This window comes from Brachybacterium sp. SW0106-09 (assembly GCF_001293905.1).
GTDB classification, from domain to species: domain Bacteria; phylum Actinomycetota; class Actinomycetes; order Actinomycetales; family Dermabacteraceae; genus Brachybacterium; species Brachybacterium conglomeratum.
In genome coordinates this window covers 25665-38572 of the sequence record NZ_BCAK01000015.1, presented here as the reverse complement: position 1 = coordinate 38572, position 12908 = coordinate 25665, and the positions used below count along the sequence as shown (strand labels likewise).

The 12908-nt window shown below is 72.3% G+C and carries 12 protein-coding genes; 8 read left to right on the top strand and 4 right to left on the bottom strand.

The annotated features are described in order from the left end of the window. Nucleotides 1–50: 50 nt before the first annotated feature. Entirely contained in the window at nt 51–1448 is a 1398-nt protein-coding gene (locus Y09_RS07935; protein WP_200716774.1) for a class II 3-deoxy-7-phosphoheptulonate synthase, read from the bottom strand. 109 nt (nt 1449–1557) lie between these two features. Next, nucleotides 1558–2292 carry a 1-acyl-sn-glycerol-3-phosphate acyltransferase gene (locus Y09_RS07930; protein WP_053917235.1) on the bottom strand — a complete coding sequence of 245 codons (735 nt, stop codon included), beginning with the start codon at nt 2290–2292 and terminating at the stop codon, nt 1558–1560. Nucleotides 2293–2364: 72 nt separating this feature from the next. On the opposite strand from Y09_RS07930, the gene Y09_RS07925 reads away from it, so the two are divergent. Together Y09_RS07925 and Y09_RS07920 are read left to right on the top strand one after the other, a co-directional pair. Further along, a complete protein-coding gene (locus tag Y09_RS07925) occupies nt 2365–3138 on the top strand; it encodes a carboxylesterase (RefSeq protein ID WP_053917234.1) in 774 nt (257 codons plus the stop codon). Then, nucleotides 3135–3656, top strand: coding sequence for a hypothetical protein (locus Y09_RS07920; RefSeq protein WP_053917233.1), 522 nt, complete (start codon nt 3135–3137; stop codon nt 3654–3656). Before Y09_RS07925 ends, Y09_RS07920 begins: the two co-directional genes overlap by 4 nt. 64 nt (nt 3657–3720) lie before the next feature. On the opposite strand, the gene Y09_RS07915 is transcribed toward Y09_RS07920, so the two are convergent. Next, the gene (locus tag Y09_RS07915; RefSeq protein WP_053917232.1) at nt 3721–4656 is read right to left on the bottom strand and encodes an ROK family protein; all 936 of its coding nucleotides are present in this window, start codon (nt 4654–4656) and stop codon (nt 3721–3723) included. Between the two features lie 168 nt (nt 4657–4824). Here Y09_RS07915 and Y09_RS07910 point away from each other — a divergent pair, with 168 nt between their 5' ends. The 3 genes from Y09_RS07910 to Y09_RS07900 all read left to right on the top strand — a co-directional run bounded on the left by Y09_RS07910 (nt 4825) and on the right by Y09_RS07900 (nt 8809). After that, the gene (locus tag Y09_RS07910; RefSeq protein ID WP_053917231.1) at nt 4825–6633 is read left to right on the top strand and encodes a long-chain fatty acid--CoA ligase; all 1809 of its coding nucleotides are present in this window, start codon (nt 4825–4827) and stop codon (nt 6631–6633) included. Between the two features lie 179 nt (nt 6634–6812). Then, the gene (locus tag Y09_RS07905) at nt 6813–8477 is read left to right on the top strand and encodes a DEDD exonuclease domain-containing protein (RefSeq protein WP_053917230.1); all 1665 of its coding nucleotides are present in this window, start codon (nt 6813–6815) and stop codon (nt 8475–8477) included. Between the two features lie 50 nt (nt 8478–8527). Continuing rightward, nucleotides 8528–8809 (top strand): Lrp/AsnC family transcriptional regulator, encoded by a 282-nt coding sequence (locus Y09_RS07900; protein ID WP_053917229.1) that lies wholly within the window; start codon nt 8528–8530, stop codon nt 8807–8809. 84 nt (nt 8810–8893) lie between these two features. Here Y09_RS07900 and trpD read toward each other — a convergent pair whose 3' ends face one another. Continuing rightward, on the bottom strand, nt 8894–9976 hold the full coding sequence (trpD, locus tag Y09_RS07895) for an anthranilate phosphoribosyltransferase (RefSeq protein WP_053917228.1): 1083 nt from the start codon (nt 9974–9976) through the stop codon (nt 8894–8896). 237 nt (nt 9977–10213) lie between these two features. Here trpD and Y09_RS07890 point away from each other — a divergent pair, with 237 nt between their 5' ends. The 3 genes from Y09_RS07890 (at nt 10214) to Y09_RS07880 (ending at nt 12904) form a co-directional block, all read left to right on the top strand. Beyond that, nucleotides 10214–10948: a heme-copper oxidase subunit III gene (locus Y09_RS07890; RefSeq protein ID WP_100199694.1), complete on the top strand. Its 735-nt coding sequence runs from the start codon at nt 10214–10216 to the stop codon at nt 10946–10948. 85 nt (nt 10949–11033) lie between these two features. Further along, nucleotides 11034–11834, top strand: coding sequence for a c-type cytochrome (locus tag Y09_RS07885; RefSeq protein WP_029360453.1), 801 nt, complete (start codon nt 11034–11036; stop codon nt 11832–11834). 8 nt (nt 11835–11842) lie between these two features. Next, the gene (locus tag Y09_RS07880; RefSeq protein ID WP_053917227.1) at nt 11843–12904 is read left to right on the top strand and encodes a ubiquinol-cytochrome c reductase iron-sulfur subunit; all 1062 of its coding nucleotides are present in this window, start codon (nt 11843–11845) and stop codon (nt 12902–12904) included. Nucleotides 12905–12908 lie beyond the last annotated feature (4 nt).

Sequence of the window (12908 nt, the reverse complement as noted above, 5' to 3'; positions counted from 1 at the left end):
CCGACCGGGGCGGCGCCGTCGTCGTCGGGCTGCCGGGTGCGCGAAGCCGCTCAGCGGCGGGAGAGCATCTCCGCGACGAGGAAGGCGAGCTCGAGGGACTGCTGATGGTTCAGCCGTGGGTCCACGAGGGTCTCGTAGCGGCGGGTGAGGCCCTCCTCGTCGATCTCCCCGGTGCCGCCCAGCACCTCGGTGACGTCGTCGCCGGTGAGCTCCATGTGCAGGCCCGCCGGGATGGTGCCGAGCTCCTGGTGCACCTCGAAGAAGCCCACGACCTCGTCGAGGATGTCCTCGAAGCGGCGGGTCTTGTAGCCGTTGGAGGAGGTGATGGTGTTGCCGTGCATCGGGTCCGTCACCCAGGCGACCTGGGCGCCGGAGTCCCGCACGCCCTCGACCAGCGCCGGGAGCCGGTCACGGATCTTCCCGGCGCCCATGCGGGTGATGAAGGTGAGACGGCCCGGCTCTCGCTCGGGGTCGAGGCGGTCGATCAGGCGCAGCGCGTCGTCGAGGGAGGCGTCGGGGCCGAGCTTCACACCGATCGGGTTGCGCAGACGGGACATGAACTCCACGTGCGCGCCGTCGAGCTGACGGGTGCGCTCGCCGATCCACAGGAAGTGGCCCGAGCAGCCGTAGATCTCGCCGGTGCGGGAGTCGATGCGGGAGAGCGCCTCCTCGTAGTCCAGCAGCAGTGCCTCGTGGGAGGCGTAGAACTCCACGACCTTCAGCGCGTCGAAGTCCGCGCCGATGGCGTCCATGAAGCGCACGGCCTTGTCGATCTGCCCCGCGAGCTCCTCGTAGCGGTCGTAGCCGACGCCCGAGGAGGTGAAGCCGCGGTTCCAGGAGTGGACCTCGCGGAGGTCCGCGAAGCCGCCGTTCGTGAAGGCGCGCAGGAGGTTCAGCGTGGAGGCGCTGGTGGTGTACGTCTTCCACAGGCGGCGCGGATCCGGGATCCGGGCCTCCTCGGTGAAGGCGTGCTCGTTGACCGCGTCGCCGCGGTAGGTGGGCAGGGTCACGCCGTCGCGGGTCTCCTCGTCGGCGGAGCGGGGCTTGGCGAACTGTCCGGCCATCCGGCCCATCTTCACCACCGGCACGGAGGCGCCGTAGGTGAGCACGGCCGCCATCTGCAGGATGGTGCGGATCTTGTTGCGGATGCGATCCGCGGTGGAGTCCGCGAAGGTCTCGGCACAGTCGCCGCCGGCGAGGAGGAAGGCCTCGCCGCGGGCCGCGGCGGCGACGCGCTCGCGCAGCACGTCGACCTCGCCGGCGAAGACCAGCGGCGGCGCGGCGCGCAGGTCGTCGAAGACCAGGGCGCGGGACCGCTCGTCGGGCCACACGGGCTGCTGCACGCGCGGGAGCTCGCGCCAGGCGCCGAGCGCCGCCAGGCCGTCATCGGCCGAGGACAGCGAGAAGTCGTGGGCGCGGGCGGGGGCGTCGGGGCTGAATGGAGTCACGCCGACAGGGTAGCCAGTTCCGCACGGGTGCGTGCGCAGGGACCGATCGCCGGGCAGTGCGCGGCCCGTCGCGGGCACGGCGCGGGCCGGGCGAGAGCCCCCCACGGGCTCAGCGCCGTCGGCGCCGCGTCCCCGCGGGTTTCGCGGCGGCCTGCTCCGCGCGCAGCCGGCGCTTCACGTCGCTCGCGTACTCCGGGGCCCGCTCCTGCCCGGAGAGCGCGGCGATCCGGTCCATGACCTCGTCGGTCACGGCGCGCAGCCGTGTCGCCTCGTCGGCTCCGGGATGGCGGGCGACCACCTCCGCCGGATCGATCGGCGCCCCGACCTCCACATGGATGCGGGGTCGGCGGCGCGGGAAGTACTTCCGTCCCCGCTGCGCCTCGAAGGCGCCGATCATCGCGACCGGCACGATCGGTGCCTCGGCGGCGAGGGCGAAGCGCGCCACCCCGGTCTTCCCGCGATGCAGCCGGCCGTCGGGACTCCGGGTCCCCTCGGGATAGATGCCGAGCACGTCGCCACGGGAGAGCACCTCGAGCCCCGCCTGGATCGCGGTGCGCGCGGCCCCGCCGCCGCTGCGGTCCACGGGCATCACGTGCAGCCCTCGCATCACCGCGCCGGCCAGCCGCGCGATCGGCGAGCGGCCGGAGAAGATGTCGGACTTGCCCAGGAAGTGCACGCTGCGCCGCACCTGTCCGGGAAGGAACACGGTATCGGCGTAGGTGAGATGGTTCGACGCCAGGATCACCGGTCCCTGCTCGGGGATGTTCTCGTGGCCGCTGAGCGTCGGCGCCCACACGGCCCTCACCACCGCCATGACGAAGGGCTTGGCGATCTCGTACAGCACGTCGGCCCTCCTGCGGGCGCTCGAGGACGGGGCGATGATGCCCCGTGCGGAAGCGGATGCGACGATGTCCCCATGGCGTTCAGCGAACTGTCCCGGCCGTGGCGCGCGCGGGGTCACTCTAACCCGCGCGGCGGGCTCCTCCTGTGCCACGGGTTCACCGGCTCGCCGCAGTCGATGCGTCCCTGGGCGGAGCACCACGCCGCTCTCGGCTGGGAGGTCGAGCTGCCCCTTCTGCCCGGCCATGCGCGCACCGAGCAGGACCTCGCGCGCACCAGCTGGCAGGACTGGTACGAGTGCGTGCGCGAGGCGGCGCTGGAGCTGTCCGGCACGCTCGGGCCGATCGCGGTGGGCGGGCTGTCGATGGGCGGGAACCTCGCCCTCGCGCTCGCCGAGGACGAGGAGCTCGCCGAGGCGATCTCCGCCGTGGTCGCGGTGAACCCGGGGATGACGCTGCCCCGGATCGCGGCCGCGGCCGATCTGATCGCCCCGGTGGTGCGCACCCTGCCCGGGATCGGGTCGGACATCGCGCGCGAGGACGCCTCCGAGGAGGCGTACGAGCGGTTGCCGGTGCGCGCCGTCGGCCAGCTGAGCCGGCTGTTCCGCCGCACCCGCGAGGGCCTCGGCGCCGTCGAGGCGCCGCTGCTGCTGGCGACCTCCCGCGTGGACCACACCGTCCCGCCCTCCGACAGCGATCTCGTCGCCGCACGGGTCCGCGGGCCCGTCGAACGGCTCTCGCTCACCCGGAGCCACCATCTCGCGACGCTCGACTACGACGCCCCGCTGCTGTTCGAGACCTCGGCCCGGTTCCTGGACGCCCATGTCCCGTTCCCCGAGGGGTCCCGATGACCGGGGAGGACGGCCGCTCCCCCGAGCCCCGCGACGTCGACGCGGAGTTCGCCCGGATGCTGCGCGACGAGGGGCTCGCGCTCGGCCCCGGCAGGGCGCCGCGCGAGCCGGCCGCGCCGGAGGACGAGGACGGCCCCGGCCGCTTCGCCGCCGAGGAGGACGAGGACGGGCCGCCGACCGAGGAGGCCCTGCAGGAGTCCCGTCGACGTGCCCGCGAGGCGCACCCCTCGAGGGGGCCGCGGGACGCCCCGCCGCGCGAGCTCGACGACGACGAGGTGCTCTACGGCGACTTCGACCCGCCGGACCCGGACCTCCCCCAGCCCTCCTCCGCGGCGCTGTGGTCGTGGACCGCGATGCTCGGCGGCTTCGTGCTCCTGCTCGCCGTGACGCTCTCCGCCTCGCTGCCTTCCGTGCTCGGATGGGCCGGCGGCGTCGCGGCGCTCGGCGGGATGGTCTCGCTGCTGCTGCGACTGCCGCGCCGCCCCCGCGACGAGGGGGACGACGGCGCCGAGGTCTGAGCCGACGCCCCGCCGGCCCGGCGCAGGCCCCCGCCTGCGCGGCTGCGCTCCCCGCCTGCGCGGCTCAGCGGGCGAGGTCCGCGGCGCCGACGATCCCGGCACGGTTCCCCATGCCGGCGAGCACGAAGGGCGCCAGGGGCCGGTGCGCGCGGGCGGTGAGGCTCGCGGAGTACGCCTGCCGGGCGGGATCCAGCAGCAGGTCCCCGGCGGCCGAGACGCCGCCGCCGACGACGATCACGTCGGGGTCCAGCAGCGCGGAGATCGTCGCCGCGCCGCGTCCGAGCCAGGTCCCGATCTCGGCGATCAGCTCCCGCGCGCCCGGGTCTCCCTGCTGGGCCAGTCGCGTGACGAGCGGGCCGTCGATCGCGCGCCGGTCCCCGCCCGCGGCCTGCACCAGCGGACCCAGCAGCGGGTCGCCGCTCGCGGCCCGGCGCTTCGCGGCGCGCACGAGCGCGGTGCCGGCCGTGTACTGCTCGAGGCAGCCGCGCAGCCCGCACCCGCACCACTGCCCGTCGGGCACCGCGGTCATGTGGGCGACCTCGCCGGCGAAGCCCGCGCTGCCGCGCAGCAGGACCCCCTCCATCACGGCCGCGCCGCCGAGCCCCGTCCCGACGGTGAGCATCAGCATGTGGCGCGCCTCCCGGGCCGCGCCGAAGCGGAACTCCGCCCAGCCGGCGGCGTTCGCGTCGTTCTCGACGACGACCGGGAGCCCGGTGAGGCGCTCGAGCTCGTCGGCGAGGGGGTGATCGCGCCAGGCCAGGTTCGCGGCGAAGGTGACGGTGCGCCGGTCCGCGCCGATGAACCCGGCCGCGCCGACGCCGATCCCGCCGACGGCGTGCTCGCCGCGCAGCTCCGCGACCGCATCGGCGACCGCGACCTCGAGCAGCACCGGGTCCGTCGCCGGCGTGCTGCGCGTGGTCGCGGCGATGATCTCGCCGTCCTCGTCCACGACCCCTGCCGCGATCTTCGTGCCGCCGATGTCGACTCCGATGGAGAGCATCCGTCCCTGCCTCGTTCCCCTGCGCGCCGCGCGCATCCGGTCCTCGCGCAGCTGTCGCGCTCATCGTAGCGGCGCTCTGCCGTAGACTCGTCACGACCCCACCAGCGCTTCCGGCCAGGTCGTCCGGTACGCCGGTCACGTGCACCCCGCCGGATCGAAGGAGATTCGATGAAGCAGTACACCACGCCGCCCCAGCATCACAGCAGCCCCGACGAGAACGCGACGGACCTGCTGCTGGGGCGCCTCAGGGCGGATCCCTCCGTGCCGATCTTCGCGCTCGCCCAGGAGGGCGGCGGCTACCGACCGATGCGGACGGCCGACTTCGTCGAGGACGTCAAGGCGGTCGCGAAGGGGCTGATCGCCTCCGAGGTCGCCCCTGGCGACGTCGTCGCGATCCTCTCCCGCACCCGCTACGAGTGGGCGCTGGCGGACTGGGCGATCTGGTGGGCCGGCGGCGTCAGCGTCCCGATCTACGAGTCCTCCTCCCCGAGCCAGATCCAGTGGATCGCCTCGGACTCCGCGGCGAAGTTCGCCCTCGTCGAGTCCACGCGCCACAAGGAGGACATGGAGTCGGTGCGCGGCGAGCTGCCGGCGCTGCAGCGCATCGGCGTGCTGGAGGACGGGATCCTCGAGGACCTCAGGCAGCGCGGCGCAGGGATCAGCGACGAGGAGCTCGAGTCCCGGCGCACCGCGCGCCGTCTCGAGGACGTCGCCACCATCATCTACACCTCCGGCACGACCGGCCGTCCGAAGGGCGCCGAGCTCACGCACGCGAACTTCGTCGACACCACCCGCAGCGCGGTGACGCTGCTGGGCGAGAAGGTGCTGCCCAGCGGCTCGCGCCTGCTGATGTTCCTGCCCATGGCGCACGTCTTCGCCCGTCTGATCACGGTGCTCGCCGCGGCCTGGCCGGTCACCACGGCCTTCACCCCGGACACCAAGAACCTCCTGCCCGACCTCGCCGCCTTCAAGCCCACGTTCCTGCTCGCCGTGCCGCGCGTGTTCGAGAAGGTCTACAACGGCGCCGAGGCCAAGGCGATCGCCAGCGGCAAGGGCAGGATCTTCGGCGCCGCCGCGAAGACCGCGATCGACTACTCCACCGCGCTGGCCGATGGGAAGGTCCCGCTCACCCTCTCGCTCAAGCACAAGCTCTTCGACCGTCTCGTCTACGGCACCCTGCGCGAGGCGATGGGCGGTCAGGTCAAGTGGGCGGTCTCCGGCGGCGCTCCGCTGGGTGCGCGGCTGTCCCACTTCTTCCGCGGCATCGGCGTGACCGTGCTCGAGGGCTACGGCCTCACCGAGACCACGGCGCCGATCTGCGTGAACCTGCCCTGGGACGTCCGCCCCGGCACCGTGGGCCCGCCCCTGCCCGGCTCCTCCGTCGCGATCGACGACAGCGGGGAGCTGCTGGTCAAGGGCGTGATGGTGTTCAAGGGCTATCACAACAACCCCGAGGCCACCGCCGAGTCCCTGAAGGACGGCTGGTTCCACACCGGTGACCTCGGCTCCCTCGCCGACGACGGATCGATCACGATCACCGGACGCCGCAAGGAGGTCATCGTCACCGCGGGCGGCAAGAACGTCTCCCCGGCGCAGCTCGAGGACCAGCTGCGCTCCCACCCCCTGGTCAGCCAGTGCGTGGTGATCGGCGACCAGAAGCCCTTCGTCGCCGCGATCCTCACGCTGGACGCCGAGATGCTCCCGACCTGGCTGAAGAACAACGGCAAGCCGGAGATGAGCCTCACCCAGGCTGCGGAGGACGCGGAGATCCGCGCCGAGCTGCAGAAGGTGGTGGACCGGGCGAACGAGTCGGTCTCCCGGGCCGAGTCGATCCGCTCCTTCGTGGTCATCGACTCCGACTTCACCGAGGAGAACGGCTATCTCACGCCCTCGCTGAAGCTCAAGCGCAACGTGGTCGTGAAGGACCTCGCCCCGATCATCGAGAAGATCTACTCCGCGCCCAAGCCCCAGGGCTGAGCGCGGCCGCGCCTCGCGGCGGCCGACGGGCCCCGGCACCTCGGAGGTGCCGGGGCCCGTCGCGCGTCGTGGGCCCGTCGCGCATCGCGGGCCCGTCGTGCGTCCGGGCTCGTCGCGGACCGGTGCCCGCGCAGCCTCCCGACGTCCGGCTGTCGGGGCCGCGTCGTAGCCTGTCCCCCATGCCCGCACGCCGTCAGCTCAGCTTCGAGGACCTGGGCACCCCGCTCGCGGAGGCGACGCTGGTGGTGGTCGATCTCGAGACCACCGGGACGGACCCCTCCGCGGACGCGATCACCGAGATCGGCGCGGTGAAGGTGCGCGGCGGCGAGGTGCTCGGCGAGTTCCGCACCTTCGTGGACCCGGAGCGTCCGATCCCGGCCTACATCGCCTCCCTCACCGGCATCTCCGACGCGACCGTGCGCGGCGCCCCCTCGATCCGGACCGTGCTGCCGATGTTCCTGGACTTCGTCGGGCCCGAGGCCGCGCTGGTGGCCCACAACGCCCGCTTCGACATCGGCTTCCTGCGCGCTCGCGCCGCCGAGTGCGCGCTGGAGTGGCCCGCGCCGACCGTGCTGGACACCCTCGCGCTCGCCAGGACGGTCTTCCGCCGCGACGAGGTGCGCGATCACAAGCTCTCGACCCTCGCCGCCCATGTCGGGGCGGCGGTCACCCCGGACCACCGTGCCCTCTCCGATGCCCGCGCGACGGTCGACGTGCTCCACGCGATCATCGCCCGGCTGGGCCCGACCGGCGCCTCGACCCTCGAGGATCTCGGCACGGCCCACCGCCGGGCCAAGCCCGTGCAGCTGCGCAAGAAGCACCTCGCGGCCGACGTTCCCTCGGTCCCCGGCGTCTACCAGTTCCTCGACGCGCACGGTTCGGTGCTGTACGTCGGCACCTCCCGGAACCTGCGCTCCCGGGTGCGCACCTACTTCACCGCGAGCGAGACGCGCCGCGCGATCCTGGACATGCTGCCGCGCGCGGAGTCGCTGCGAGTGATCGAGTGCGCCACCGCCACCGAGGCCGCCGTGCGCGAGCTGCGGCTGATCGCGAAGGAGAAGCCGCCCTCGAACCGGCGCGGGCTGCGCCCGGAGGCGGCGCACTGGCTGCGGCTCGGGCCGACTGGCGAGGGGCTGCGCGGGGCGCGGCTGGCCCGCACGGAGGCCGACGGCTCGGCGCACATCGGTCCGCTCTCCTCCCGGCACGACGCCCAGCCGCTGCGCGGACTGCTCACCGACGCGATCATGGGGCGCGGTGCCGCACTGGAGGCCGAAGCCGCGCACGGCGCCGCCCCGTCGAGCGGGCATCACCAGCGTCTGCGCCGCGCCATGGTCGCCGACCCGCGCGAGGTGCTCGACCATGCCGCTTCCCGGCTGCGCGCCCACGTCGACGCGGGACGCTACGAGGACGCGGAGAAGCTGCGCCGACTGGCTCTCGCCTATCTCGACGCCGCCCGTCGCGCCTCACGCCTGCGCGCCCTCGCGGAGGTGCCGCTGCTCATCGCGGCCCGGCCCAGCACCGAGGCCGTGATCGGCGGACGCGGCTGGGAGCTGCTGGCCGTACGTCATGGACGCTTCTCCGGCACCACGCTGGTTCCGGCGGCGAAGGATCCCCTGCCCTTCGCCCGCTCCCTGGCGATGACGGGGACCGGCGAGGCCGAGCTCGCCGCGCCCCTGTGCCAGGGGTATCACCAGGAGGCCGAGATCCTGCTGGGGTGGCTCGAGGGCGAGGGCGTGCGCACGGTGCTGTGCGAGGGATCATGGCAGGTGCCGGCCCGGGCCCGGTTCGATGCGGAGCACCTCGCCCGGCGCTTCGCCATGACCTCGACCGCCCAGGGGGAATAGGCTCACGGGAGAAGCCGCCCGGCGCCCCCGCGCCCGTCGAAGGAGAATTCATGATCACCGCCATCGTCTCGATCGTCGTCGACCCCCAGCGCATCCAGGAGGTCGCCGAGGCGATCGTCGACATCGACGGGATCGAGCAGGTCTACTCCGTCACCGGCGACGTGGACCTGATCGCGGTCGCCCGTGTGCGGAACCACGAGGACCTCGCCGGCGTGATCGCCGGCTCCCTCAGCCGGGTCGAGGGCGTCCGCGACACCACCACCAACATCGCCTTCAAGACCTACTCCAAGCGTGACCTCGACGCCGCGTTCGACCTGGGTCTCGAGGGCTGAGAGCCCCTGCCGCCCTGGGCGATCGCACCTCGCCCCCGGGCGGAGGCCGTCCCGGGACGGCGTCGGCCGATCGTCCCGGTCCGCTCAGCCGTTCGCGGCGAGCGACTCCTGGGACGCCGCCGCCCAGCGCGCGAGCAGCGTCGCCGGCGCCCCGCTGTCGAGCGTGGAGATCGCCTCTGCGTGGGCGGCGCGGAAGCGGTCCTCGAAGCCGTCGGCGGCCGGCTGCCCGATGCCGTCGTGGGCGAGTATGCCCGCCGCGGCGTTCAGCAGCACCGCATCCCGGATCGGGCCCATCCGCCCGTCCTTCGCCCCCGCATAGAGGTCACGGGCGACCTGTGCGTTCTCCTCGGCCGTGCCGCCGCGGAGCGCGTCGTGGGGGCTGCGGGGGATGCCCATCAGCGCCGTCGGGTCCAGCAGGCGCGAGCGCACCTCCCCGCCCCGGACCTCCCAGACGTCCGAGGCGGCGCTCACCGTCAGCTCGTCCAGGCCGTCCTGACCGCGGAAGACGAGGGCGCTGGTGCCGCGCGAGGCGAACACGCCGGCGACGGTCGGCGCGATGGCAGGATCGGCGACCCCGACCGCGCTCGCGAGCGGCCGCGCGGGGTTCGTGATCGGTCCCAGGATGTTCATCACGGTGGGGATGCCCAGGCCCTTGCGAGCCTCGGCGGCGAAGCGCATGGAGGGATGGAACACCTGCGCGAAGAGGAAGGTCATGCCGACCTCGCCGACCAGGCGCTCGACCTCGGGCACGGGGAGGTCCAGGCGCACGCCGAGCGCCTCGAGCACGTCGGCCGAGCCCGAGCGCGAGGTCGAGGCGCGGTTGCCGTGCTTGACGACGGTGCGGCCGGACGCGGCGATCACGATCGAGGCCATCGTGGAGATGTTCACAGTCTGCGCGAGGTCGCCCCCGGTGCCGACGATGTCGATCGCATGCCGCTCCACCGCGACGGGACAGGCATGGGCGACCATCGAATCGGCCAGAGCCTCGAGCTCCGTGCTGCTGACGCCCTTGGCCTGGAGCGCCACGAGGAAGCCCGCCAGCGGGACGGGACCCGCCTCTCCGGTCATGATCTCGTCCATCGCCCAGCTCGCCTCGGCGTGCTCGAGATGCTCGCCGCGCACCAGGCGCGCGGTGAGCCGGGACCAGGTCGGGGTCTGCTCGCTCATGCCTCGATCATCGCACCTGCGAGCGGGTGCACCGTCGCCCTGGTCACGGATCGGATCACGGAACGGTCACGACGCACGCACATGGTCGATCACCTGGGCGTATCGACGCGTGTCCTGGTTCGTGACAGGCCGTCAGGAGGGCTATGCTGGCACGGTCCGCCCGGGGCGCAGGCCCCGCGATGTGCTCGGTCGTCGTGAACCGACACACCGAATCTGACGACACGACATAATGGTGACGTGACTACTGCGACTCTGCCTGTGCGCTCCTCCCCCGCTGCCGCCCCAGCGGTCGGCCGCCCGAACCCGACGCAGATCGGCACCCTCGTCTGGCTCGCCAGCGAGCTCATGTTCTTCGGCGGCCTGTTCGCGATGTACTTCACGCTGCGGTCGTTGGCACCGGAGACCTTCGCCGAGGGCCAGTCGAACTTCACCCATGGCTTCGCGCTGCTGAACACCTCGATCCTGGTCTTCAGCTCCGTCACCTGCCAGATCGGCGTCTTCGTCGCCGAGGGCCGCTTCCCCTGGGGGCAGTCCTTCTCGCCGCGCAAGCGCCGCGAGGGCTCGATCTTCAACATCGCCGGCTGGGGGATGATCGAGTGGTACACGCTCACCTTCATCCTCGGCGCGATCTTCGTCTCGGGCCAGGCCTACGAGTACGCCGAGCTCATCCACAGTGGCGTCACGATGTCGTCCTCGCCGTTCAGCTCGGTCTTCTACCTCGCCACCGGCTTCCACGGCATCCACGTCGTCGGCGGCCTGATCGCCTTCCTGATGGTGCTGATGCGGGCCTACGTCGCGGAGAAGTTCACAGCGCACGAGCAAATCTCCGCGATCTGCGTCTCCTATTACTGGCACTTCGTCGACGTGGTCTGGATCGTGCTCTTCTTCGTCGTGTACATGCTCGACCCGATCCTGACCGGCACCTCCTCCGGCCACGTGGTCCCGGTCGACTTCGACTGGACGATCTTCTGATCCGCGCAGCGGCCCCCGGGCCCCAACGCACCCCCGAACTCCTGTCCCTCCCCGCCCGCCCCCTCCACGAATCGAGGTCCGAACCGTGAAGGCTCTCGCCGCACGTCGTCATCACCCGATGGCGCTACTCGTGATCCTGCTGCTCGCGCTCGTCGCGACCGGCGGGCTGTACGCGGCCCTGCAGCCGCAGGCGGCCCAGGCCGAGGCCTACACCGACAGCGAAGTCGAGCAAGGTCGTGCCCTCTTCCTCGCCAACTGCGCGACCTGCCATGGACTTGATGCCGCGGGTCTCAGCGACCCCGACGGTCAGACCCTCGGCCCCTCGCTGATCGGCGTGGGCGCCGCCGCCGTCGACTTCCAGGTCGGCACGGGCCGCATGCCCATGCAGGCCTCCGGCGCCCAGGCCCGCCAGAAGCCGCAGCAGATGAACGAGGAGCAGACCCGTCAGCTCGCCGCGTACGTGGCCTCGCTCGGCCCCGGCCCGTCGGTGCCGGACGAGGAGTGGCTGGACACCAGCAAGGGCAACGCCGAGCGCGGCGGCGAGATCTTCCGCATGAACTGCGCCATGTGCCACAACGCCGCCGGTGCCGGCGGTGCGCTGACCCGAGGCAAGTACGCCCCGCCGGTCGTGGGCGTCGAGGGCAAGCACGTCTACGAGGCCATGGACACCGGTCCCCAGAACATGCCGGTCTTCAACGAGACCAACCTCTCGCCCGAGGACAAGCGGGACGTCATCACCTACCTCGAGACCCTCGAGGAGACCGGCTCCCCCGGCGGCATCTCCCTGGGCTCCCTCGGCCCCGTGACCGAGGGCCTGTACGCCTGGACGATCATCCTGTCCCTGCTCCTCGGCGCCGCCGTGTGGCTGGGGGCGAAGGCCAAGTGAATGCGAGCATGAACACCAACACCGACGGCAGCTCCCCCACCCGGGTCAGCACCCTCGCCCCCAAGGAGGGCGGCGGGTTCCCGAACCCGGGTCTGCCTCCCCACTCCCCCCGTCAGACCGACATCTCCAAGCCCGCGGAGAAGCGCGCCGAGCGACTCGTCGCCTTCATGTTCCTCCTCAGCGTGGTCGGGACGGTCATCTTCATCGCGGCGTACTTCCTCGTCACGCCGCTGGACACCAACATCTTCGCGGAGGAGGGCACTCCCCGCGCGCTGTGGTGGTCCAACCTCGTCACGGGCCTCGGTCTCGCGATCGCGGTGTTCTTCATCGGCGCCGCAGCGGTGCACTGGGCCAAGACGCTCATGCCCGACGAGGAGTGGGTCGAGGAGCGCCATGACGTCCGCGGCTCCGACGAGACGCGCAAGGCCGCTGCCGAGATGATCACCAGCGGTCTGGCGGAGACCGGCATCGGCCGTCGTCCCGTCATGGTCACCGCGATGGTGGCGGCTCTCGCGGCCCTGCCCATCGCCGTGCTCGCCCCGCTGTCGACGCTGGGCCCGCTCCCGGGCAACAAGCTCCACCACACCTTCTGGGGCCAGAACCCGGGCCAGCGCCTCGCCCGGGACCACGACGGCACGCCGATCAAGCTCTCCGACGTCGCGATGAACTCGATCTTCCACGTCATGCCCGAGGGCCTCACCGACGAGACCCCGCACCACCTCGAGGAGCGCGCGAAGGCCGCGGCCGTGATCGTGCGCATCGACCCCAAGCTCGCGAAGAACGACGAGTCGATGTCGATGGGCGTGGAGGGCGTGCTCGCGTTCTCGAAGATCTGCACGCACGTCGGCTGCCCGGTCGCGCTGTTCGAGCAGCAGACGCACCACATGCTCTGCCCGTGCCACCAGTCCACCTTCGACGTCACCGACGGCGCCAAGGTGATCTTCGGCCCGGCCCACCGTCCGCTGCCGCAGCTGCCGATCGAGGTCGACGCCGAGGGGTATCTCGTGGCCCCCGGCGACTTCACCGAGCCGATCGGTCCCAGCTTCTGGAACATCCACAAGGACAAGTGATCAC

Bases quoted from the DNA above. Each gene is read 5' to 3' on its own strand.
- Y09_RS07925 (WP_053917234.1), top strand. From the start codon at position 2,365: ATGGCGTTCAGCGAACTGTCCCGGCCGTGGCGCGCGCGGGGTCACTCT.
- Y09_RS07920 (WP_053917233.1), top strand. From the start codon at position 3,135: ATGACCGGGGAGGACGGCCGCTCCCCCGAGCCCCGCGACGTCGACGCG.
- Y09_RS07915 (WP_053917232.1), bottom strand. From the start codon at position 4,656: ATGCTCTCCATCGGAGTCGACATCGGCGGCACGAAGATCGCGGCAGGG.
- Y09_RS07910 (WP_053917231.1), top strand. From the start codon at position 4,825: ATGAAGCAGTACACCACGCCGCCCCAGCATCACAGCAGCCCCGACGAG.
- Y09_RS07905 (WP_053917230.1), top strand. From the start codon at position 6,813: ATGCCCGCACGCCGTCAGCTCAGCTTCGAGGACCTGGGCACCCCGCTC.
- Y09_RS07900 (WP_053917229.1), top strand. From the start codon at position 8,528: ATGATCACCGCCATCGTCTCGATCGTCGTCGACCCCCAGCGCATCCAG.
- trpD (WP_053917228.1), bottom strand. From the start codon at position 9,976: ATGAGCGAGCAGACCCCGACCTGGTCCCGGCTCACCGCGCGCCTGGTG.
- Y09_RS07880 (WP_053917227.1), top strand. From the start codon at position 11,843: ATGAACACCAACACCGACGGCAGCTCCCCCACCCGGGTCAGCACCCTC.